The sequence below is a fragment of the bacterium genome (genome assembly GCA_022616075.1).
GTDB lineage: Bacteria > Acidobacteriota > HRBIN11 > JAKEFK01 > JAKEFK01 > JAKEFK01.
Window position 1 is genome coordinate 1 of sequence record JAKEFK010000307.1, and the last position, 23,315, is coordinate 23,315.

Annotated in this window: 19 protein-coding genes; 15 read left to right on the plus strand and 4 right to left on the minus strand. The window is 46.4% G+C overall.

Annotation, left to right across the window (positions count from 1 at the left end):
• Positions 1 to 29: 29 nt before the first annotated feature.
• Genes L0156_24625 through L0156_24665 form a run of 9 tightly spaced genes read left to right on the plus strand, consistent with a single transcriptional unit; the run spans position 30 to position 10,893 of the window.
• Positions 30 to 1,394 carry a hypothetical protein gene (locus L0156_24625; GenBank protein MCI0606184.1) on the plus strand — a complete coding sequence of 455 codons (1,365 nt, stop codon included), beginning with the start codon at positions 30 to 32 and terminating at the stop codon, positions 1,392 to 1,394.
• A gap of 13 nt (positions 1,395 to 1,407) precedes the next feature.
• Complete coding sequence (locus tag L0156_24630; protein ID MCI0606185.1) at positions 1,408 to 2,490, plus strand: glycosyltransferase; 1,083 nt, start codon at positions 1,408 to 1,410, stop codon at positions 2,488 to 2,490.
• Positions 2,490 to 3,344, plus strand: coding sequence for a glycosyltransferase (locus tag L0156_24635; GenBank protein MCI0606186.1), 855 nt, complete (start codon positions 2,490 to 2,492; stop codon positions 3,342 to 3,344). The genes L0156_24630 and L0156_24635 overlap by 1 nt, the downstream gene beginning before the upstream one ends.
• Positions 3,345 to 3,347: 3 nt before the next feature.
• A complete protein-coding gene (locus L0156_24640; protein ID MCI0606187.1) occupies positions 3,348 to 4,223 on the plus strand; it encodes a glycosyltransferase in 876 nt (291 codons plus the stop codon).
• Between the two features lie 41 nt (positions 4,224 to 4,264).
• Positions 4,265 to 5,341, plus strand: a complete 1,077-nt coding sequence (locus tag L0156_24645) for a hypothetical protein (GenBank protein ID MCI0606188.1) — start codon at positions 4,265 to 4,267, stop codon at positions 5,339 to 5,341.
• The gene (locus tag L0156_24650; protein ID MCI0606189.1) at positions 5,325 to 6,527 is read left to right on the plus strand and encodes a glycosyltransferase family 4 protein; all 1,203 of its coding nucleotides are present in this window, start codon (positions 5,325 to 5,327) and stop codon (positions 6,525 to 6,527) included. Before L0156_24645 ends, L0156_24650 begins: the two co-directional genes overlap by 17 nt.
• A complete protein-coding gene (locus tag L0156_24655) occupies positions 6,527 to 7,642 on the plus strand; it encodes a glycosyltransferase (GenBank protein MCI0606190.1) in 1,116 nt (371 codons plus the stop codon). The genes L0156_24650 and L0156_24655 overlap by 1 nt, the downstream gene beginning before the upstream one ends.
• A 5-nt stretch (positions 7,643 to 7,647) precedes the next feature.
• Positions 7,648 to 9,855, plus strand: coding sequence for a glycosyltransferase (locus L0156_24660; GenBank protein MCI0606191.1), 2,208 nt, complete (start codon positions 7,648 to 7,650; stop codon positions 9,853 to 9,855).
• Positions 9,856 to 10,893: an SGNH/GDSL hydrolase family protein gene (locus L0156_24665; protein ID MCI0606192.1), complete on the plus strand. Its 1,038-nt coding sequence runs from the start codon at positions 9,856 to 9,858 to the stop codon at positions 10,891 to 10,893.
• Here the strand turns inward: L0156_24665 and L0156_24670 are convergent.
• From L0156_24670 to L0156_24685, 4 genes are all read right to left on the minus strand, one after another.
• A complete protein-coding gene (locus tag L0156_24670; protein MCI0606193.1) occupies positions 10,871 to 11,839 on the minus strand; it encodes a UbiA family prenyltransferase in 969 nt (322 codons plus the stop codon). The genes L0156_24665 and L0156_24670 overlap by 23 nt on opposite strands.
• Complete coding sequence (locus L0156_24675) at positions 11,829 to 13,265, minus strand: glycosyltransferase family 39 protein (protein ID MCI0606194.1); 1,437 nt, start codon at positions 13,263 to 13,265, stop codon at positions 11,829 to 11,831. The genes L0156_24670 and L0156_24675 overlap by 11 nt, the downstream gene beginning before the upstream one ends.
• 326 nt (positions 13,266 to 13,591) lie before the next feature.
• Positions 13,592 to 14,368 (minus strand): radical SAM protein, encoded by a 777-nt coding sequence (locus L0156_24680; GenBank protein ID MCI0606195.1) that lies wholly within the window; start codon positions 14,366 to 14,368, stop codon positions 13,592 to 13,594.
• A 92-nt stretch (positions 14,369 to 14,460) separates the two neighbouring features.
• The gene (locus L0156_24685; GenBank protein ID MCI0606196.1) at positions 14,461 to 15,447 is read right to left on the minus strand and encodes a VWA domain-containing protein; all 987 of its coding nucleotides are present in this window, start codon (positions 15,445 to 15,447) and stop codon (positions 14,461 to 14,463) included.
• Between the two features lie 100 nt (positions 15,448 to 15,547).
• Between L0156_24685 and L0156_24690 the strand changes: the two genes are divergently transcribed.
• From L0156_24690 to L0156_24715, 6 genes are all read left to right on the plus strand, one after another.
• Entirely contained in the window at positions 15,548 to 18,121 is a 2,574-nt protein-coding gene (locus L0156_24690) for a PAS domain S-box protein (protein MCI0606197.1), read from the plus strand.
• A gap of 95 nt (positions 18,122 to 18,216) precedes the next feature.
• Entirely contained in the window at positions 18,217 to 18,885 is a 669-nt protein-coding gene (locus tag L0156_24695) for a nitroreductase family protein (protein MCI0606198.1), read from the plus strand.
• Between the two features lie 41 nt (positions 18,886 to 18,926).
• Positions 18,927 to 19,472: a G/U mismatch-specific DNA glycosylase gene (gene mug / locus L0156_24700; GenBank protein ID MCI0606199.1), complete on the plus strand. Its 546-nt coding sequence runs from the start codon at positions 18,927 to 18,929 to the stop codon at positions 19,470 to 19,472.
• Positions 19,473 to 19,507: 35 nt separating this feature from the next.
• Positions 19,508 to 20,935, plus strand: coding sequence for an O-antigen ligase family protein (locus tag L0156_24705; GenBank protein MCI0606200.1), 1,428 nt, complete (start codon positions 19,508 to 19,510; stop codon positions 20,933 to 20,935).
• A gap of 9 nt (positions 20,936 to 20,944) precedes the next feature.
• A complete protein-coding gene (locus L0156_24710) occupies positions 20,945 to 22,069 on the plus strand; it encodes a glycosyltransferase family 4 protein (protein ID MCI0606201.1) in 1,125 nt (374 codons plus the stop codon).
• Positions 22,066 to 23,193, plus strand: coding sequence for a DUF1972 domain-containing protein (locus L0156_24715; protein ID MCI0606202.1), 1,128 nt, complete (start codon positions 22,066 to 22,068; stop codon positions 23,191 to 23,193). Before L0156_24710 ends, L0156_24715 begins: the two co-directional genes overlap by 4 nt.
• The last annotated feature ends 122 nt before the right edge of the window (positions 23,194 to 23,315 follow it).

Genomic DNA, 23,315 nt, shown 5'->3' on the forward strand with positions numbered 1-23,315 from the left:
ACCCGATGGGAATTTGGTAGATTTGTTCCATGATCACTGTGGAGGGCTGTACGCGATACAGGAGATTTGGCCGGGATCGAGCGGAAGAGTTTTATTCAAAAGGGTATAAGAGAAGCTATTTCTTTCCTCATAGAATCCTGTTCCTGCCAAAATGCGGCCCGGACGGGTTGAAACTGGCAACTCGCATGTGCGGACCTTGCGAACTGAGCCAGATCTGGGAAGTCGTATTGTACGCGGAATCTCCCGTCATCGATGAATTCCCGCAAGATCTATTTTTTGACGATGATCTGGTCTGGCATCAACAGCAATTTGGAAATACCGGACAGATTGCAACAGCCAACATCGTGATCCAGGGAACCAGCCTTTACACGATGGTTCACATCTCGGATCTGGTGCAGCGGATCTCAAGAAAAAGAGAACACAAGACAAGAATCGAAAACAGGTTCAGAGGGTGGCATCATTTGCTTCTCAATGCCATTTTGAATTTTGCGTACGAGCAAAAACTAAATCCAATTCATTCGTGTTCATCCGCTCTTGCTCTTAAAAATACAGATCCAAAAAGAAACGTGCAAAGAGAATTATTTGAAAGGGTTTATGACAGAAATATTAACGAGCTCTTTCAGGCCTCCAGGAAGGATGAGTGGTGGAGTATCGACACAGATGCAAACCGGGGGCGCATGGTCAGGCCGGAAATGTATGAAGAGAAACTGAGTAACGGAAAGATCATTTGTTTGTGCCACGATGTTGAAGAAGGGTTCGGACATACGGAAGCGGATCCGCCTTTTGCCGAATATGCTCATCAAAAATCACCGGTGCACCTTGAACAGATGCTGGGAATCGAAAAGGAATTTCAGGTAAAGGCAACGTACAATATTCTGGGGTGCGTATTTCAGCGGGTTCGGGAAAGAATTGAAAGCGACGCTCACTGCCTTGCGTTTCACTCATACAATCATGGGATCGATGATGAGATCCCTTTTCAGCTGGTGGAATGCAGGAAAATAGATTACAGGATCAAGGGATACAGGCCTCCCCAGTCAAAAATCACGGAAGGACTCAATGACTATCATCTCGCGTTTCATAATTTCGAGTGGCTTGCAAGCTCAGTGCGTTCACTGGGCTTTCGTGAACCGAAAATGATCAATCGATTGGTAAAATTGCCTGTCTTATTTGATGATTTTGCAATGTACAAAGAAGGAATGAGGTACGAAGACTGGGAGAAGGGAGCAATCCAGAAAATCAACGAAGCGAATTCTGCCATCTTTTGCCTTCATGATTGTTATGCTCATCAATGGCTCCCGTATTACAGGGGCTTTCTGGAAAAAATCTCAAAGCTGGGCAAATTGAAAACGTTGAATGAGGTCGCTGCTCAGGTTACTCTGAATAACGCGTGCTGAGGGTTAGGTGTTCATGGCCAAAATCGTGAGTGTCTACAACCGGGAAAAACCGGATTTTGTGCCGGTGGATATGTCTTATATCCGCTGGCTAAAAATTGCTGAACGATTGGCCGCGCTGGGTCATCAGGTCGACATCGCAACGATAGAACCGATTCCGGAAAAATCGCCGATCCTGATGGGCCCTAACCTCAGAAGGATTTCACTGAAAAACGTTCACTGGCAGGACTATGATGTCGTTAAAACTGTATTCCATCGCGGTTTTGAAACGCTGGAATTTTTTGGGGGGACCGGACATCCGTTTATCATTTCGAAGCTCGGATCGGTGGTCGCGTCTCACGATATGGAGGGTGTTTATTTTTACGGAGAGCTGAGAAAAGAACTCTATGAAACGCAACTGCGGATTCAAAAAACAAGCAGGTACGTGACACTCCTTTCGCCACAGGCGAAAGAATTGTGGCTTCGCTGCTTTCAATCCAATGGAAACATCTTGCTTGTTCCCGGCGCAGCAGACAAGCAGATTCCAGAATTCCGGAAGAACCCGTTTCCGGAGGAAGCGGGGATTCGATGCTTGTTCGCGGGAAACATATACACGCTGGACAGGCAACCGGAAGCGAATGCCGTTCTGGTTAGCAAGTTGAACGAATTGGGAAGAATTCTAAAGAGTGCCGGAGCTCAATTGTTCATGATCGGCGTGGGCGAGGTCAGGCTTCTGGATGCTGCATTTGTAAAATACTTGGGGAAAGTTCCTTATGAGGAAACGTGGGACTATCTGCGTTCTGCTGATGTCGGCGTGGTTGTTTCTTCGGGAAAATTTCATCAAAACAATGAAAGCAGTAAGATCTATCACTACCTAAGAGCAGGACTTCCTGTTGTGTCAGAGGCGGGATTCCCGAACGATTTTCTCATTCATGAATCGGGACTCGGATTTTCTGTTGAAAGCGGTAATATGGAACTGATGGCGGAAAAGGTCTTGGAAGCTGGGCGCACACCCTGGGACCGGCAATCTGCGATTCGTTATATTCTCGACAATCACACCTGGGAAAATCGCGTTCAAGTTTACAATAGACTTATTACAGAAGAGCTGGAACAGGTTTGATGGAAGAAAATTGCCGGATCACCGCCCTGATGCCTTTGAAAAATTACCATCTTCCCTACGTGCGAAAGGCCATCGAATCACTGCAGAAACAAAGTTCCCCGTTCTGGAAGCTTCTGATTATTGTGGAAGATCGTGATTATCCGCGGCTTTCCAGTCTCCTGCAAAATGAATTGGCCGACTCCCGCATTCGGATGATTCAAAACGAGGCGCGAAAACTGGCCGGAGCATTCAATACGGGAATGCGGCGCGCTGAAACCGTTTTTGTCGGGATTCTTCTTTCGGATGATATGTGGTCAACGGATGCTGTTGCTGTGTTGAACGCGAATATTGGTTCGCAACCCCACGCCGATTTTTTTCATTCTTCCAGGATGATTATCGATGAGGAGGATCGTCAGATCAGTTCTGTTTATTACAGTAAGGACCGTTTCAGCATTGAGGATTTTTTGCGGACTTCTCCTGTAAAACATCTTCTATGCTGGAGAGTCACAAAGGCGCTCTCTTTCGGCGGTATGGATGAAACATTGAACTCTGTGGGGCCCGACGATTACGATTTCCCCTGGCTGATGGCTGAAAACGGCGCGATCTTCGTGGCCATTAAGGAGTGTCTTTATCTGTACAGGGATCACCGCGATTCTTATCGTTTGACCACGCATCTTCCACTCAGTGTGCACGAAGAAGAGATTCGGAAAATCATGCGCAAACATGGAGCAAGTCCCTCCGCAATCGAAAAGAAAATCTCACGTGCCAGAGTGACTTATCTTCGCCAATGCCTCTATAAATCGAGATTCGAGAAATGGGTTAGAGAAACAAGCGGGGCCGGGTCACTACAGAATTACCGTGAGAAGTACAAATAAAAGATGCCTGATCTCCCCGGAATATCCATCATCGTTCCTGTTTATAACGGCGAAAAAACAATCGCAGAATGCCTCGAGTCCTTGCTTGCTCTTGATTTTCCCAAAGAAAGTTTTGAAATCATTTGCGTGGATAATGACTCAACCGACAAAACATCCGCCATTTTGCATCGTTACGGCGAACGAATTCGAATCTTGCATGAGAAAAAGAGAGGGCCGTCTGCCGCCAGAAATCGAGGCTTGCGGAATGCGACAGGTGACGTCATTGCGTTTACCGATGCCGATTGCACTGTGGCACAAGACTGGCTCCGGAACCTCATTCTTCCTTTAGAAAATTCGGACGCAGCAGTTGTGGGCGGACGGATTCTTTCAAAACAACCCTGCAACCATATCGAAAAATTCGGAGAGAACATTCATGATCACAGCAAGGCGATTGAGCTTTACCGGCCCCCTTATGCGATTACCATGAACTGGGCTTCGCGCGCTTCGATTCTCAGAGAGCTCGAGTTTTTTGATGAAAACCTGTTGCGCTGCGAAGATGTCGATCTCTCATACCGCTTGTTTCAAAAAGGGTATCGATTTGTCTTCAGTCCGGACGCAATCGTTTATCACAGGAATGAAGACAACTACTGGGGATTGACGCACGAAGGTTTCTTGCATGGATATTATTCCGTGCCGGTCTTGAAAAAACATGACTGGCTTCTTAAGCAGTTCGGTCATCGCAGGTGGAACAAACGTACGTATGTGGATCTGGCCTCGAGTTTCGTCGAGTCCATTCGCGGCAACGAGCGAAAGCGGTCGCGCTGCCAGCTGATGTTTAACTCCGGAAAGAAGGCGGGGAAGATCGTCGGATCCATCCGGTACCGCTACGTAGATCTATGACGGAAACGGCTGTCCGCTTATAATCTGACGTACGGCATTGCATGAACACACAGGAATTAATGCACAACCAGATGTTAGCGGAATCTCCGGAGACTAAGTCCTACCTGGATATTTACGGGCTCGTGATTGAATGCAAGACCACATCTATGAATCTCATGCCGGAATTGCTCCGGCCGTTTGTTTTCTTTGTGGCTTCAGAGAGCGAGCTTGTCCCGCGCACGACAAGAATAGTCATTGAAGAAATCGATCCTCCCTATGAAACTTTTCCGTCGTTACCGGCGGCCTTTTCAACTCCCCGGAACATTGTGTATCAGGATAGAGACCAAAAGATCATCGATTACTTCGGTAAAGGGGTTGTCGTTCAGAGTGAGCGCGATTCACATTTCCACATCTACGGTAGCGACCGCAATTTTCTGGTTGAAGCTTTTTATCTGTTGGTACTTTCGCTTCTCGGCCAGCATTGCGATCGGCAAGGGCTCTTGCGCATCCACGCTCTGGCCATGTCTTATAACGATCTTGCTGTGTTGATGCTTATGTCTCAAGGCGGCGGCAAGTCCACCATGGCCCGCGCCCTGATCGAAGAACTGGAGTTTCGCTATATCTCCGATGATGATCCGATTTTGGATCAGCACGGCCGAATCCTTCCATTTCCAAGACCGATTGGAGTCTTGAATCGGGAATTAATTGAAGAAATTCCCGAGCAGTATGTGTACAAGGTGAACCGCATGGAATTTGGATGGAAATATTACATCGATTGCGAATACTGGAAAGACAAAACGGAAACCAGAAAGCTGACAGAATCAATACTTCTGGTGGGACGGAGAGTTTTAAATGGTGCACCCAGCATTGTGAAATATTCCAAAATGAAAACATTTGGAGTCTTGATCCGCGATGCTGTGATCGGCGTGGGATTGTATCAGGGACTGGAATTTCTCTTAAGCCATTCTTCGTGGGATGCATTATCGAAAATACCTGTAGTGTTTCGGAGATTTCTACGCGCTCTGCGATTGATCCGCACGACAAGGACTTATCAATTCACTTTATCGGGGTGTTCCGGCGAAAATCTGCAGGTTTTGAAAGAATTCTTAACGAAATACAGCATTGCGCAAACAAAATAGAAAACTGGATCTGGTTTATGTTGGTACCTTGCCTCCGCATAATGGAGGGACGGCAATCGTCGGTTCGTTGCTCCTTCAGGGATTGGCAAATGCGGGACACACCATACGCGCAATTGCTCCCACTCTTCGAGTAGAAGCAATGGATACATTTGCCAATTCCCATCCGGAGCTGCGAATCACGAGAATTCATCTCCCTTATTTCGAAACATCTCCGGACATTCCGCCTCCCGAAGATTACCGGCAGCAGGAAGGAGAACAGATTCAGAAAGCCTTACACCGCATGATGTCTGAGCGCAGGCCCGATCTGATTCTCATTGGTAGAGAGACTTTTGCTTTGCATGTTCCCGATCTCGCTCAAAAGTATTCGGTGCCCTCTATCCTTCTAATTCAGGGAACAACAACTGCCGGGATTTTGAAGAAGACTATTCCGGAAGCCATGGCATCAAAATTTCTGGAACAATTCCAGAAGACGGACCTGATCATTGTCGTGGCAAAGCACCTTGCGGAAAAAATCCGCAACCTGGGATTGGTTCAAGCAATCGTAATTGAGAATGCCATCGATGTAGAAAGATTCTGTCCGGAAGCAAAGGATGAAATCTTGCTGCAACAGTTTAGGATTGCGAAACAACAGATCGTAATCGCTCATATTTCAAATCTAAAACCGCTCAAGCGTCCGTTTGATTTCGTCCATGCAGCCAAAAATGCGCTGGAACAGGATCCTTCACTGATTTTCCTGATCATCGGAGACGGCATATTACAGGAGTCGATAAAAACGGCCTGTCGCCAAATGAATCTTTTAAACCAATTTCGGTTTACAGGTTGGGTGGATTACGATCGTGTCCCTGATTTAATAAGGCTATCGGACATCGTTGTGATGCCCTCTGAGATGGAAGCGCGTGCGCTGGTCTTTTTGGAAACTCAGGCTTGTGGACGCGTTTTGATTGCGAGCGACATTCCCTCTGCCCGCGAGGTGATTCATGATGGGAAGACAGGTCTGCTTTTTCCCACAGGAGACGTGGATGTCCTTACAGGGAAAATCCTTTTTGCAGCAAGCAACGCGGAATTACGCTCACAAATCGCCCGAAACGCGCGTGAGGTTGCACTCAGCCGCCCTTTAAGTTCGTTCCTTCATGAATACGAAACCGCGATCCAAGGCGTCGTTCACAGACATCAACTCTCGCGATAGTGAACAAAAAAATTCTTCTCGGCTGCTATGAAGTTCCCGGTTACGGCGGGGCCAGCACGGCTGCGTACAGCCTGTTTGAGAAAATGCAAAAGGATGCTTATCAGGTTCACTATATGAATCTAATTGAAGAACAGGATGTGGATTATTACGGGTTCGCCCTAGGGCAGGATTTCGGCAATCCGAAACACCTGAAGAATGTCGAGACAGTCGTTCTCGGGAACCCGCTATATGGAGAACACCCGGAATTGACGCAACGGATCCAGGAGATTTCGCCTGATTTACTGATCGGAGCAGGGTTCATCGCTTCCCTGGTTATGAAGCGGGCAACACCGGAAAAGAAACTCGTGTTTGTCACAACAGGTTGCCAGCAAATGAAAGACTCCATTGTCAGGAGGAAAGCGAGAACGTTCGCTCACTTGAAAGAAAATCTTGAGTCAGCCCTGGGTCGTCCCGACATTTCCAGCCGTGAAGAAGAAGCAGCTGTAGACTCTTGCGATCTTATTGTCACACATTCTGAAATGACTTTATTTCTATATGAGAAATTTTTTCCATTTCATTCCGGCAAGATTTATTCCGAAGTGATCTGGTTTGCCGAATGGATCTATGAAGAAAGTCTGGAACACTTGCGTTTTGCAAAACCCTTTTCAGAAAGAGAGATCGACGTATTATTTATTTCCAGCTCCTGGAACAGACCGGAAAAAAACTATCAGTTTGTCCAGAAAATCGCGCGCAAACTAAAAAACGTGACCACCCACGTAGTTGGGGAAACTGAAGAAAATTCAATTCCGGCGGTTTTCCATGGCCTCTTAAGAAATCGCCAGGAGTTATTCGCCCTCATGGGAAATTCAAAAACGGTAGTTTGTCCCTCTTCGTTTGACGCCGCCCCCGGAATTTTGTTCGAAGCATCTGCTGTTCAATGCAATGTGGTTACCTCAAGAAATTGCGGCAACTGGCATCTCTGTAACGAGCTGCTTTTGGTCGACCCCTTTACGCCTGAGAACTTCGCGCAAAAGATTTCTCTCTCCCTCACCAGGAAATTCCCGGATAACATTGGCTGGTTTCTGGATAAGAACTCCTATCGAAACCTGCTGGAAACGATATCCGTTGTCGATTGATTAGCATGACTCATTTAACAATTTTGATGGATGCGTTTGATTCCGGTGACGAAATCCGAAATGGAATCCAAAGCGTCCTGGAACAGAAAGGCCTGAATTTCGAACTTCTGATCACAGGCGGCGAGGATACGGCTGCAATTGTGCAATCGTTTGGTGATCAACGGATTCGATTCCTTTCCTGCAAATTCATCACTCCGGCGCGCGCTTACAATTCCGCTCTGCAACAGAGCAATGCAGAATTTTTCGCTACTATGCATGCGCGAGTCATCCTCCTTCCTGGAGCGTTGGAAAAAATGCTCCATGAGTTTGAAGGAGAAACGGATTGTGGGAGCGTTCACTCTTACTATTTCCGGCTCGATGAGAAGGGAAATATCAACCGGGATCAATTCCGCAGGCAACGGGAACGTCTCATCGAATGGACCGGTGTCGATTCGGATTACTGGAAGGAATTTGTTGTTTATGGATCACGTGTAGCCGGATATTTTCGAATTTATCGATCCGAGGTGGTCCGGATGCTGGGCAACTTTCGTGAAGACACGAAACTCGATCCTGATCATGAAATGTATTTCAAGATCATGGCAGCACGGTTTCGAATTCGCGTAGTTCCCGAGCATCTCTACAGTTGGAGAGTTGATCCCAGGTGGTTTGACCGGGCACTCTCATTACTGAGTTGGGCCAGAAGAGCGGCCTATCTCCTGCGCCAGCCGAATCAGCCCCGCGGGTTGATTGTGATCCTCGCAACATTGTTTGCAGGGTTCTCTGTGGCAGCTGGACTTCAGGCGTTGGCAGACAAACACAAAAAGTCACAAAACACGCTGTCTTCACGCTTTCGAAGAATATGGAATTCACTTTTACAATTGTTGTATCGCAAAATTCTAGTTCGGCTCCCTGAGTGGCCCATCCCGGACACGCAAAACAACCTATCCCCCGATGCAAAGAAGCGAATCGCTTACTACATCTGGCATTTTCCTGTATTGAGTCAGACATTTGTGAATCGCGAACTCTCCGCCTTGACGAATTCCGGATTGTCCGTTCTCATCCTGGCCGATGAAGCGGAGGACACCATTCTTGCGGATGAAAACGCCAAAGCCCTGCTGACGCGCACACGGTATCTGCTTCCTCTGAAAATCAGAGAGCTTGGGAAATACAAAATGCGATTCTTCTTCAGAAACCCCGTTCGATATTTCAACTTGTTCTTTTTTGTCATTACACACCGGTTCAGCCCATTTAAGAATCTCTCACGTGACCAGGAAGTATTCTCGAAAGCCGTTTACCTGGCAGGGATTCTAAAAGAGGAAAAGATCAATCATATTCATTCACCCTGGACCGATCGCTGCGCATTTCTTTCGCTTTTAGCTTCAAAACTTCTGGGCATTTCTTATTCTGTTCAGTCGCGAGCGCACGAGGTTCATCGAAAAACTTATCTGTTCGGACTACGTGAGAATCTGGAAAATGCAAGTTTTGTTGTCACGAATTCTGAGTACAACCGTTCCTATTTACAATCGATTGTTCGGGAAAAGTCACAAAATCAAATCATCAAGATTTACAACGGCATCGATTTGAATCGCTTTGTCACAGTACGCGCGAAGGAAACGGAGCCGGAAATTTTCAAGGTGCTGAGCGTGTCCAGACTCATCGAACAAAAGGGACTCCTTTACCTGCTTAAGGCCTGCAAGATCCTGAAAGACCGCCGCATTCCGTTTCGATGCGAAATTGTTGGTGGACCCGAAGATGAACTGTTTATCAATTACGTTTTAGATCTGAGAAAAGCACACCGGAATTTGGAACTTCTTGATACTGTTCAATTCAGCGGGATTCTTCCGTTTGAAAAAGTGTTGCAGAAGTACGAAAGCGCGGATCTATTCGTTTTGCCAAGTGTAATAGGGACAGATGGGAGCAGAGACATCACTCCCAATGCATTGATTGAAGCCATGGCAATGCAACTCCCGGTGATTTCTACAACGGTCACGGCCATTCCCGAAATCATAGATCATGAGGTAAACGGTTTACTCGTTCCGCCAAATGATGAAATGGCTCTCGCTGATGCGATGATAAAACTGATGGAGAGTCCCGCCTTGAGAAAAGAGCTTGGTGAAAATGCCCGTAGGAAAGTGGAAAATTCGTTCGATATCGCAAAGAACGTTCGCCGCTATCTGGAGCTCTTCTCAAGCAACGGTGACTCGGATATTTCTAAACTGAAGAGTGACTCTTAGATGCCCCGAAAGACATTAGCCTATCCGAAAAAGATTCTCCTGGCGCTTGCAAGCCTGGTATTCACGCTGCTTGCCCTGGAAACTTACTTGCGAATCTTTCCAGATCACGACTTCCAGACAAACAATCCCTACCAGTACACCAGGAAAATCGGCAAATCGGCTTTTCAGCAGCCGTTTCATTCCATGAAGGAACTGTACCCACTTCAATTCGATAACCGGCATTACTATGAAAAAAGTGGCGGGATGATTCATTATAACTTCGATCAATTTGGAGCGCGATGGCTGCAGTCAAAAAGTCGTGATTCCAGCGGATTCAACGTTTTCGTTTTGGGAGATTCATTCACTCTCGGTTTCGGCCTTCGCTACGAAGATAGCTACATTTACAAGTTGCAGGATCAGTTAAGAAAACAGCAAATTCCCGTCAACTTCTGGAACTTTGCGGCACCCGGAGCTGAGTCCAGAAAATGTTTATCGATCTACAAAAAGTGCTCCCAACTCTTCGAACACGAACTCATACTTTATGGCCTCCATTTAAACGACCTGCTTGAGTTTCCTACGAGTCATGTAATCAGTCTCAACGTCTCCAAGAAATGGTGGTTCATTGCTGAACGGTCAAAACTTGTATACTTCCTCGCGAAGAAAAAAAGCGCCTATTTCGACAGGAAACGCAGGATTAAAAAACTACTTTCCCCGGCTGTTTTTCAAACGCCATACTTTCGGAGCAATTTACAAGCCATCCTCGACTTGGAAAAAGAAGCCAACAGTCACGGCAAGCACCTTCGAATCGTACTTCTTCCGATTCTGGTGGATGTGAGGAAGGATAGCTTCCGGCCGGTTTATAAAGCGATTATGGCAGAACTCACCACCCGTGGAGTTCAGTACTATGATTTGACGCACATTCCTCGGGAGCCTGATCATGCTTACTGGATCTTGCCTTTTGACCAGCATCCTAACGAGAAAGCAAACGCCATCTTCGCAAATCAGTTGACCTCGCTGTTGCTTCAGGATGCTGCAGTTAAAGAAGCATTGTCATTGTGAAAACTACCAGAGACAGAAAACAATAAGCCGCAAAAAGTTTTTTTTCAAAAATCCTCTCAGGTTCTTTGACTATGCTGTTTTTTTGAAAGGTTAAAACAGAAAACCAGATCAAGAATATCAGCAGCAGAGGAAGTACGAAGAACAAACGGAAATTATAGTTAATTCCCAGAAAGACAAAGGTGGCAAGCGTTATGAGTCCAAATGCAAAATACATAAAGATCAATATGGAATTGTTGTAATACCTGAAAGTTGGACGATAGAGGACCAATTGGTCCCCGAAATGGCGGAACTCCGCTAATCGTTTCGCAGTAACCAGCATCGCTCCGAAAGACCAGTAAGAGATGATTCCTGTCAAGGGCAAGTTGATCGAGCTCACAACTGCAAACCAGCCCAACAATAACCGGAGTGGATTGTTTATGGATTCACCCAGAACATCGATTAATGGCAAGTCTTTCGTTCTGATGGGAGGGATGTTATAGAAGACTCCGCCTATGATGAAGAATATACCCAGCACAATTGAAAATTCCGGGTTCAAAAAGATGTAGCTGAGTCCCATCGATACGGTCACGAGCAAGATTTCCAGGAAGACGAGTTTCCTAACAGAGACATTGCCTGTTGCCACAGAACGGAATTTTTTGTTGGGATGCCTTCTGTCAAATTCGGCATCCCATATTTCATTAATTACATAGTTTGCCGACGATACGAAGCATGCGAGTAGAACAGCGAAACTGTACTTCAATATCAGAGGGAGGGTTACAACGATGTCGTTCTGGGCAATTGCAACGATCATGCCGAGAACCATGAAAATATTTTTGAACCAGTGGTCAATCCTGGCAACTTTCAGGTAAGGCGCAACCTTTTTAAAGTATTCCAGAGGATTTGTGGCCTCCTCTCCGTCAATGATTGCCGCTTCATTTTCAATCGGAGGAAGGTCTTTACTTGCCATGCTTCTGGTTTCCCGGTGCTTCAGGAAGGGCTGCCCCATAGAGTTCCGTGACAAAATTCTCTGCCTTCATTCTTTTAATCAGCAGCCTTTGATCCTGTTTGATAAACTGCATCCACCGTGATGGCGGTTTTCTGTCCGAAAGGTATGAGAAAACAACGAGATCACAACATTTCGTTTTCATGTGCCTGGTAAGACTTACAGCTCGAACAGGTTTGCTGACATAACCTAAATCGGGTTTGCTCAGGGCCGAGTTTAAAGGAAACACTGCCAGTATGGAGGATCGGGGAAATCTAGTTTCAATATATTCACACATGGACCGATGCATGTTAACGATATTGATGTACTTCATATTCCATTCGTTATTACCGTAGGAAGTCGAGCCTGCTAATGAAAAACCATACAGTGTTACAATGGCTGCGCTCAATCCTAGACTCAGCCTGTTCGAACGGACTAATTCAAAAATAGCCCATGCTGCGGTTATGCACAAATAAGGCATGGATGGTAAAAGATAACGCGGGAGAAACATGAAATATGAGAATGGCAGCGTCGCAAGCAGCATAACAATGAAGAAAAGGAGAAGTTCTTTCCTGAATGCTGTTTTACGATTGATAACGAAGTGCAAAGCAATGAGAAGGGTAAAGAGAAATCTATACTGATAAATGAAAATCCATTTTAAAATCAGCACAAAATCCTCAAAGATTTGCGCGAAAGTATGTTTGTAGATGTCATATTCGAACGCATAGATCCCCACAAATTTTCCAGCCGTGAACTTCTGTAAAAGCAAGAAGGCAGCAATTGCCCAGAGGGGAATGCTGTATTTCAAGATTTCCACGCCAAATCTTGATTCTTTTTTGTATCCCGTTATGACGAGATAAATGAGAAACGCGAGAACAATAGCCGCTCCGGTTTCCTTAATAGAAACAAGGTACATCGACGAAATGAGATAGGGCAGGTACTGCTTTCTCAGCCCGAAATAGAGGCTCATGACTCCGAATGTTGTAACCGGCACATCCCCGAGATACATTCCGGACTGGGCAAAATACATAGGAGTAAAGAACAAAAAGAGCGCGGCGAAAACTCCGACACGTGTTCCGAATAAATAGGCTCCCAGCAAGTAAGTAAAATAAACGCCGGCAAAGGAGATGCATACGATGAAGAAATGTGCCAGCCAGATTGATTTTCCGAACAGTTTGAATAAGAAAGCCATGGAAACATGCAATCCCGGAGGGTGTCCGAAGAACGTTCCGAGAGGATGGAACCCTGGCAGCGCCCTGAAAAGATTTTCACCGGAAAGCCAGTAGGCAGACCTTATCCAGCCGATCTCGTCCCAGTAGAATGGAGTATTTAGTGTTCTCAGTTTTGATAAGAATACGACCAGAAGAAAGGACAGTAAGAGGATAAGATGGACCTGGTTCTTCTTAAACACTGATGCACTGTAACACAAGGTTCTAAAGTGATTCTCCCCCTTCAAAGGGGGAGGAGTCATTAACGTTCATATGTTACAGGGCACTAGCACGTGATTTGCTGAGTGCCACAGAACAAAGCTGCTTCTCGCAAATCGTGGGCAGCTCTCCTTTACTGAAGGCTACTCTTAGTTCCAATAACTTTTTAGAGTTCCAGATTTCTTTGAGCGAGTTTTGGTTCAGATTCCCGATATTCATTTTAAGAAAGCACGGGCAGAAAGTGACATCCAGATTTGTTTCAATGCTGAAAATGCCATCCCATGGTTCATTGCAAAAATACTTTTTCTGATCAGACATATTGCACTTCGTAAGAGATTCCTGTTCTTTCGCATCTTTCTGCCGCTTGTCTCATGACCGAGTTGTACTCCTCTGAAAAGAATTCGCAGGACTGCTCTTTACCTGCAAAAATCCATCCCGTCCCATTGGTAACGTGCCAGTTGATCACATGCCGGACCGGATGAAACTCCACCCTGTGCGGAGTTAAAGTTTCGGCAAAATCGAGAAAGGGGAGCACTTCCCGAAGATTCTCACGCATGACCACATAAACCGGAATGAGGCGAATGTTCTCCATCGTTCGTGTCAAACCTGCAAAGCGCGCCAGGTTTTCAGTGACTTTCCCGAAAACGTCCGTCCCTCTAATTCTGTAGTAGGTCGCAGGATCCGCGGCGTCGATGGAGCACTTAAGGTTCAATTCGTGGAGCGCAAGAAGCCTGGGAATGATTCTCTCGTTCAGCATGGTTGCGTTCGTGTTGATTGTTACCGCAATCGGATGGTCAGCCAGAAGCTCAAGGACTTCCTGGATCCAGGGATACATCAGAGGTTCACCGCCAATTAAAGTAATGTGTTCGGCATAGGGACGAATCTGTTCGAAAAAGGAGAGAAATCCTTCAAAAGAAAGCAAATCCCTTTTGTGGTTGCCGTCCGGAACACACATGATGCACTTCTGGTTGCAAGGCATGTTCAGGTGAACGTGGTAGTAGTAAGGTAGATGTTCTACAAGGATCGATTTATTGGAGCATTCATCCAGTATGCCTTTCTTGTTCTCAGAAATGGTTGAGGGCAGCATGCTGCGATTATAACACCATGTGGTGCGGGCGACTTCGCCCGCCAGCCACGATAGGGTACTGTCTCCATTTTGCGGACGGGTCGTCCGCACCACTAACGTCGCGCGTAATAGCCCTTTCGGGTTAACAAGCGGATTCCTTTTCGCTTGCACTCAAGATTGATTTCTCTCCACGTGCCGTCCGCATTCCGGTTTGTTGGATAGTAGCCCAGCGTGTATTGATTGCGAATCAGGCTCCGCAGATCGGTTACTGCTTCTTCTAGGGCCGCTTTATTTTCTGGAAAAATGCTGAAACCGCCTGTAACCTCAGCCAATTTTTCCATCGCAGCCCGACCCTTTTTGTATTCTTCTATCGCGCCATATCTGTTGATTTCTTCCTTCTGAAAAAGCGTACCGATAGAGAGAATCGTGATATCAGAAAGCGCGGCTACTTCATCTAAAAGAGAATTCAACCGATGCCGGCTGGTGTTGTCCTGACCATCGGAGAATAGAATCAAGACTTTTCTTCCCAGCTCAGTATCCAGTTTGCCGGCCGAAAAATAGATCGCATCGTAAAGGGCAGTGGTGCCATACTGCGGCCTCATCGTGCGAAGCATATTTTCAATTCTGTTCTTTTCAAACGTAAGCTCAACCAGTGAAGTTGCATCATGGCGAAATGCGATCAAGGACATCTTGTCATTCGGCTTCATTTCCTTCAGCAACAAGAATCCGGCAGATCTGGCCATCTCCAGATTGGCGGCCGTCATACTTCCACTGTTATCCACAACGAATGCAACCGTCAGAGGAGCATCTTCATTTCCTGAGCTGAACGAACTAATCGTCTGCTGAACGCCATTTTCCTTCACAAGAAAATCTTCAGGCGTCAGATACGTAACAAAATCTCCCCGCGTGTCGGTTGCCGAAACATACAGCGTCACCAGTGTGACCTGAAGGTCCTCTCTGAGCGGCTCTTGCGCGATGAGAAAAGCGGAAGATAGGGAAACAATCAAAAAGGGGAGCGCTTTGCGAGGAAGATACATATCTGAAAAACTATCGTAAGGAAAGATTGCAACGCGCGCAAGTTTTCCTTTCCTCATTTTCATGCGCTATAGCCATTCAGTTGACTCCAGCACTACCGTTCGCATAAAAATCTTTACTCCGCCGGAACAAATATGATACGGTAGTCTAAATTCAGGGGGCGACGTGGCAGTATTGAGGTTTGACCTTGCCCTTCGTTTATTCACTTTCACATTTGTCGTCTTAGCGATTCCTTACTTTCTTTCATTCTCTGAAGAATTTCGCGGTAATGTTCAATTTTACGGCGAACTATTATTGTACGCCCTGGTTATGTTCGCGTTTCAGCATCAGTTGAACCTGGTGGAAAGCAAGAACGAAAAAAGATTTTGGAATTACCTCACTATTGCATTTGCTTCCTGGCTTCTCGCGCGTTGCGCTGTTGTGTTACTCCCGAAAATGCTCGAAAACCCAATGAGATATATATGGGTGGATGTCATCTATCTGATTTACTATTTGTTTTTCTTTCTTGCCGCGGAGCTCAGGCCCGATGTAAATCAGGAGGAAACTTCCGACCGGAACGCGCAAAAAATCAAGCTGTTGGGCTTCATCGCTTTTCTGACGACTCTACTTACGTACTTCATCCTGATCCCCAGCGATTTTGCGCCTCAAACATATGAAGCGTTTTTGCCCTCGTATTACCTTTTTCTTGCACTGGACCTGGTTGTACTTGTTCGCTTCTTTGAGCTGAAAAGATGCTCAAAATCCGTAAAGTGGGGGACAATCTATGGCCTGATCGCGCTGGGTAGCGTGCAATTTTTTCTTCTCGACCTGATCGATTGGTGCATTTATGCGGGAATCGCAAAAGATACCTGGGGCACCAAAATGGATCTTGTCTGGGGACTCCCCTTGGTGACGATTGTCATAGCGGCGCGGTTGTACCATCATGGCCGCGGCGCCGCGGAGATCGAAGTCCACCGAAAATCTGTAGTTCCAAAATCTCCGCTTATTCTTTTAACTTTTCTTCTGCTATTCATTCACTTTCCTGTTTCTTATTTCGATTTATTCGGAGCTGCATCCAGACGCGCTCACGAAGTTGCCATCTTTTTCGGATTTGTCGCGCTTGGCTCTCTCGCAATCTTAGAAGACTCGCTCCTTCGAAAAAGAACTGCAACACTCGAAATCCAAAGGAGGAACGCCCAGAAGAGGGAGGAGGAAAAGAGAACTGCTCTTATGGAGAGCGAAGAACGCTTCAAGCAAGCCGTTTCCGTCATACCATTCGGCTTGTTCATGTTCGATAAAAATTTACGTCTACTGGAGTTCAATCATCCTTGTGAGGAAATCTTTGGATACAGTAAAGATGAATTTATGGGGAAAAGCATTGAAGAATTAACGCATCCGGAAGATTTCAACAAAGAAACGGTGATGTTGCAGAAGTTATTGCAGGATAAAATTCAGCAGTACAGATTCATCAAGCGCTGTCTCACAAAGGATGAACAGATCGTTTGGGCCAACATTGCCGGCACTTCGGTGCGTGATGAGAACCGGAATTTTCTGTATGGGTTGTGTGTAATCGAGGATATTACGGAGCAAAAACAGATCCAGGAACAGCTTGCTCAGTCACAACGAATGGAAGCGATCGGGATACTTGCAGGAGGCGTTGCACACGACTTCAACAATTTATTGACGGTTATCCTTTGCAATGTTGAATTGCTTAACCTTCAGATTGAAGCGGGCAGCAAGCTCAAAAAACCTGCGGACGCAATTGAAAAAGCGGCAATGCACGCGGCTTCTATGACCCGCCAGCTTCTTGCTTTTAGCAGAAAACAGTTTCTTGCTGCACAAATCATTGACCTGAACGCAATCGTAGCCGATATGGAGGAGATGATCCGACGTCTGATCGGAGAGAATATTGAATTGAAGGCAGCACTGGGAAAGGATGTCGGTCGAGTGATGGTAGACCCTGGTCAAATCTCACAGGTAATCATGAACATCATTTTAAACGCCCGGGACGCAATTCAGGACACTGGAAGAATTCTCATTAAAACTTCGAATGAGTATCTGAATGCCGCTCATCTGGAAAAGCTTAATGAAACGCTGGCTCCAGGTGCCTATACTAGGCTCTCGATCAGTGATACTGGCTGCGGTATGGATGCGAAAACTATGGAAAGGATTTTCGAACCCTTCTTTACAACAAAGGGAAAGGAACGGGGTACTGGGCTTGGACTCTCTACATCCTATGGAATCGTCAGGCAAAGCGGCGGTTTTATTCGCGCCAGCAGTAAGCCGGGGAAAGGTACGACGTTTGACATTTATCTTCCCAGCACGGAACAGAAAGTAACAGGGAAGGAGCTGAAGCATGCATCGAAAGAGACGCGATCCGGTTCTGAAACAATTCTTCTGGCGGAAGATGAGGATGCAATTCGTACCCTTGCGCGGACAGTTCTCACCCGTGCCGGCTACAGGGTAATCGAAGCAAAAGACGGACTCGAGGCCATTGAAATCTGTGAACATGAAAGAGATCCCTTCCATTTGATTGTTACGGACGTTGTGATGCCACGGATGAGCGGGCCGAAGGCAGTCGAACGAATCATGCAAATTCATCCTGGGATCAAAGTGATTTTCACATCCGGTTACGCGGATGACGCCACCTTGCGGCATGGAGTGTCAGGTCGTTCAGGGAATTTCCTGGCGAAACCATTCAAAGTTGAAACTCTATTGCAAAAAGTGCGCGAGGTATTGGATGAGAATGAAACCGTCTGATTGATGGCCCTGTTGTAGCGTTACCTCCGAAGATTATCCCACTCTATTGACACAAAGATAAAATACAGTGGATCATTCAAAACGCGGAGTATTACGTGAATAAACTAAAACTGGTCCCGCTCAGCAACTATGTTCAGTATTCAGAAGATGAGATGAAGCAGAAGATTGCTTCTTTTACGGCCTTGCTTCAAACGAGACGAACCGTTCGTGAATTCTCCAGCCGCCCGGTTCCAACGGAGGTTATCGCAGGTTGCATTCAAGCCGCAGCAACGGCGCCGAACGGCGCTAATATGCAGCCATGGCATTTTGTTGTGGTCCATGATCCCACGGTAAAAAAACAAATCCGGGAGGCGGCTGAAATTGAGGAGAGAGAGTTCTACGAAAAGCGAGCCCCTCAGGAATGGTTGGATGCTTTGGCTCCGCTTGGGACAAACGAAAACAAACCTTTCCTTGAAGAAGCACCTTGTTTGATCGTTGTGTTTGCTCAGGCTTATGGGGTTTTGCCTGATGGACGAAAAGTGAAAAATTATTACGTAACGGAATCAGTTGGAATCGCTACCGGAGTGTTGATTACAGCCGTTCACTACTCGGGTCTTGTATCTTTAACACATACTCCAAGCCCGATGGGGTTTTTGAATCAGATTCTCAATCGGCCATCACAGGAGCGTCCCTTCTTGATTCTTGTCGTTGGATATCCCGCCGAAAATGCGATGGTTCCTGATATTCAGAAAAAAACTTTCGCAGAGATCGCCACGTTCATATGATTTCCAGAGTTTTAGTCTGCTAAAACTGTGCTTTTCAACAGATGAGCCCTTCGTCCGAAGAGATTCTAAAAGCTGTCGATAAGACATTGCGCGATGTGATTGCACCGAATCTGAGAATACTCTTTTGCGGGATCAATCCCGGCCTGTATTCGGCCGCTGTGGGTCATAACTTCGCCAGGCCGGGAAACCGGTTTTGGCCGGCGCTTTTCGGCGCAAATTTCACAGACAGGCTTCTTGCTCCAGCGGAGGAGAAAATGCTACTTCAATATGATTGCGGAATCACAAATATCGTAAAGCGGGCGACAGCTTCGGCTGAAGAATTGCACAAAAAAGAATTAATCGCAGGAGCCAAAGAGGTCGTCAGAAAAGTCCTTCATTACAAGCCTGATTATCTGGCGGTGGTCGGCGTCACCGCCTATCGCGTAGCTTTTGCTGCACCCAAAGCAAAATTGGGGTTGCAGAAAGACAACATCGGAAAGACATTTGTTTGGGTTTTGCCAAATCCGAGCGGCATGAATGCGCACTATCAATTGCCCGATCTCATCCGGTGTTTCAAAGAATTGCGAGCGTATGCGTTTGTGAAGTGACTCTGCGAATAGGATAAGATTGAATCAGGCAGTCAATGCAAGGAAATTTAGATTGGTTCGCAGAGAAGAGATTCCTCTATGCGATAGCGATCCTTCTTAGTGTATTCGCGGGCATTGCCGCGGTATTGGTAGACCGGCCGATGCTTCTCCTTTCGGGGTCTCTCTATTTGCTACTTCTGGCCGTAGTACTTCTCCGATTACACTGGGGAATTTACGTTTTGCTGATTGCATCCATGCTAAGCATCATAGCAGTTGAAGTGGGACCGTTCACCGTGCGGCCTGATCAGCTGGTCACTCTCATCCTTGCTATGGTCCTTTTTGTTCTTGTAATTTCCGGAAAACGACCTTTGGTAACCACATCGCTCGACTGGTTCATCATCTCTTATTTGATGTTGAATGTTATTTCTTCCCTGGCCCACGCACCCGACTTGAGAACAAGCTTGCAAAGATGTCTCATGCTCACAATCACGATGGGCGCCTATTTTGTCGGTACGCAATTGATTCGAACACCGAAAATTCTGTCGAAGGTGATTTCGTTGTTGATTGTCTTTGGTGTTACGGAAGCGATTTATGGAATCCTCTCCGTCATTTTGCTCTCCAAAGGTGTTAACATTGGCGGGGCTTATATTACAACAGGTGATATTTACGCGACGGGGACATTTCTCGAAGGGAACATATTCGGAAGTTTCCAAATGATGATTGGTTTAATTCTCCTGAGTTTTCTCTTTACAGAGAATACCGGAGTTGGAAAAGGCTTGATTTTGATAGCCCTTGTTCTCGTTCTGGTTGCGTCTATGATGAGCTTTACGCGCGCAGCCTGGTTGGGGTTCTTTTTAGGTTCTCTATCTTATCTTGTTTTTAACCGGAAAAAGCTATTCCTGCTGATATCAAAGCATCTTGCTCCCATTTTGATTGGTTTTCTTTGTGTTTTGCTCGCCGGATACTTTTTGTCTGCATCTATAACGAGGGGATCCATGAGTTTGGTAGATCGCTATGCAGAGCGTGTGCAGAGAATATTGGACTATCGTTCCGGCACCGGATCGGCGCGCGTGGAAGCCTGGAGATATTCGATTCATTTCTGGAAACAGAATCCCATTCTTGGAAATGGGACCGACTCCATTAAGGTTCTTGCCAGTGGTAGTTCTATGCCAGTGTTTGGCGGAGATTACTGGATCCCCAATTCGATTATCCTGGCGCTGCACGACACCGGTGTCATAGGATTGCTTTCTTTTTGCGCGATCCAGATCGTATTTCTATGGAACCTTCGAAGCGCGGCGAAGAGGGCCTCCAGCCCGTACCATCGAGCACTACTGGAGGGCTTTTTTGCAGCTTTCATCGGCGCGCTTTTTGCCTACATTTTTACGAATGCATTCTGGCTTGTTTTCATCTGGGTGTTCATGGCAATCGGTATTTCCTGTTCCATCCTGGCTCCGAAAGTCTCCTTAGATTCTTCGTTCCAGTAAACCAAACAGATGCGCATTGGAATTGATGCACACTCAGCTGAACGGGACGGAACGGGGAATTGCACCTATATACAAAATCTGATTCTTCATCTGACGAAATTGGACACCAACAATCAATACGTTCTATTCGTAACGGACCGGAATCATTCTTTTTATAAGAACCTCGAAGACCGCAAGAACGTCGAAATGGTTCCAATCCGCCACTCCCCGGCATGGCTTAGAGTGTTTTTTTCACTTTGTCTGGCTACGAAGCGCAAGAAGATTGATGTGCTCCACGTGCAGTACTTTGCTCCCTTTCGTCACCGCGGAGTTTTGATTAACACAATTCACGACATAACACCCTTTCGATTCCCTGAATATTTCAGTCGTTTTGAGCGGTTGCTGTTCAGAATTCTTCTTCCCAGTTCGGCAAGAAGAGCCCGTTTGATTTTGACTTCTTCGGTGGTTTCCAAGGATGATTTGATCCGCCTGATGCAGCTGCCGAAAGACAAGATTCGTGTAGGTTACTTAGGAGTAGATCAAAACGTTTTTTCAAATCATCAAAAGGCGGACGACAATGGTGCCAGAAATCGTTATCCATTAAACGATAAATTCCTGCTGTATGTTGGTAGAATCGATCCCCGCAAGAATCTCACGCGTTTGATCCAGGCTTATACACATTTGCGAAGCAATAGCGCAATTGAGCACAAATTATTGATTGCCGGGAAAATCTATTTTAAGCCCGAGAGGCTTCATGAGGTATTAGAAGAGTGTAAATATCGTCACGATATTCATTTCTGCGGGTACGTCCCTGAAGAAGATCTACCGGTCCTCTATCGCGCTGCGGATCTTTTCATCTATACATCCGAATACGAAGGTTTTGGCCTGCCTCCGCTGGAAGCGATGGCATCGGGGACTCCGGTTGTTGCTTCCGACATTCCCATTTTCCGCGAAATTCTGGCGGATGCCGCACTTCTGGTAAATCCCGTCGATGTTCACTCAATCGTAGCCGGCATTGAGAGAGTACTGACAGATTTCGAGCTGAGGAAAAAGCTGACTGAGAAAGCAAAGAGTCACGTTCAAAAGTTTAATTGGAACAATACTGCCCTGATTACTCTTAGAAGTTACGAAGAGGCGATCAATCGGCCTTCATGAAAATCGCACTCCTGGGAACCCGCGGAATCCCCGCAAGCTACAGCGGATTTGAAACCTGTGTTGAACAGATGGGACAAAGATTCGTCAAACGCGGCCATCAAGTCACCGTGTATTGTAGATCGCATCATATTCAGTATCCGGAAAAGACCTATAAGGGAATAGAACTGTTAAAGATGCCCACGATTCAAAACAAGTATCTGGATACGCTTGTACATTCTTTTCTTGCTTCCCTTCATGCATTGATCAGACGCTTCGACGTAGCTCTTTATTTTATTGCGGGGAACAGTCCGGTAACGTGGATTCCGCGAATTGTTGGAACAAAAACGATATTGAATGTCGATGGTCTCGATTGGAAAAGGGAGAAATGGCCGGCTCTTGCAAAGAAATACATCCGGTTTGCTGAATATCTGGCTACCAAACTTCCGAATCGTTACGTGACTGATTCCAGAGTTGTGCAGGAATATTATGAATCGCAATTCGGCCACCGTCCTATCTATATCCCTTATGGGTCCGAGGTTGAAATAGTACCAGCCAATGAAACATTGAAGACATACAATCTGCAGCCAAGAGAATATCTTTTGTTTGTCGGCAGATTGGTCCCTGAAAACTGCGCTCATCATCTGGTGGAAGCTTTCCGGGAGATCGATTCCGATTTTAAATGTGTGATCGTGGGAGATGCGCCGTACGCTGAGGAATATCAAAAGTGGCTGAGATCATTGGCGAAGAATGATCCACGTTTTCTCTTTACAGGCTATGTGTTTGGACGAGGCTACAATGAGCTTAGTTCTCATGCGTATGCCTTCGTGGAAACCTCCAGCGTTGGCGGAACTCATCCTGCTATTCTGGAAGCAATGGCCTTCGGGAACTGTGTCATTGTAAACAACACTCCGGAGAATCTTGAAACAATCGGCGATTCCGGGTTGCATTATGATGGAAAAGCCGGCGCCAAAAGTCTGCGAATAGTTTTGGAACAAATATTCGCTCAAAAGGATCTCGTAGATTCTTTCCGTTCCAGGGCTCAGTTACGAGTTAACTCCGAGTATTCCTGGGAGAGTGTTGTAGATGCCTACGAGAAAGTCTTTTATCAGCTTTTAAAGCTGCCGCTGCCTGAGCGCTTGAATTAGTAGCGACTTAAGCCGCTACTTCGCCGGCTAAAAGCCGGCGGACATCAATGCCGCCAGAATGGCGGCGCTCATCTTTGCAGCCGTTAAATGAGCGCCAGCCTCCAGGCTGGCATTAATGACCG

Bases quoted from the DNA above. Each gene is read 5' to 3' on its own strand.
- L0156_24625 (MCI0606184.1), top strand. From the start codon at position 30: ATGATCACTGTGGAGGGCTGTACGCGATACAGGAGATTTGGCCGGGAT.
- L0156_24630 (MCI0606185.1), top strand. From the start codon at position 1,408: ATGGCCAAAATCGTGAGTGTCTACAACCGGGAAAAACCGGATTTTGTG.
- L0156_24635 (MCI0606186.1), top strand. From the start codon at position 2,490: ATGGAAGAAAATTGCCGGATCACCGCCCTGATGCCTTTGAAAAATTAC.
- L0156_24640 (MCI0606187.1), top strand. From the start codon at position 3,348: ATGCCTGATCTCCCCGGAATATCCATCATCGTTCCTGTTTATAACGGC.
- L0156_24645 (MCI0606188.1), top strand. From the start codon at position 4,265: ATGAACACACAGGAATTAATGCACAACCAGATGTTAGCGGAATCTCCG.
- L0156_24660 (MCI0606191.1), top strand. From the start codon at position 7,648: ATGACTCATTTAACAATTTTGATGGATGCGTTTGATTCCGGTGACGAA.
- L0156_24665 (MCI0606192.1), top strand. From the start codon at position 9,856: ATGCCCCGAAAGACATTAGCCTATCCGAAAAAGATTCTCCTGGCGCTT.
- L0156_24670 (MCI0606193.1), bottom strand. From the start codon at position 11,839: ATGGCAAGTAAAGACCTTCCTCCGATTGAAAATGAAGCGGCAATCATT.
- L0156_24680 (MCI0606195.1), bottom strand. From the start codon at position 14,368: ATGCTGCCCTCAACCATTTCTGAGAACAAGAAAGGCATACTGGATGAA.
- L0156_24685 (MCI0606196.1), bottom strand. From the start codon at position 15,447: ATGAAAATGAGGAAAGGAAAACTTGCGCGCGTTGCAATCTTTCCTTAC.
- mug (MCI0606199.1), top strand. From the start codon at position 18,927: ATGAGCCCTTCGTCCGAAGAGATTCTAAAAGCTGTCGATAAGACATTG.
- L0156_24705 (MCI0606200.1), top strand. From the start codon at position 19,508: ATGCAAGGAAATTTAGATTGGTTCGCAGAGAAGAGATTCCTCTATGCG.
- L0156_24710 (MCI0606201.1), top strand. From the start codon at position 20,945: ATGCGCATTGGAATTGATGCACACTCAGCTGAACGGGACGGAACGGGG.
- L0156_24715 (MCI0606202.1), top strand. From the start codon at position 22,066: ATGAAAATCGCACTCCTGGGAACCCGCGGAATCCCCGCAAGCTACAGC.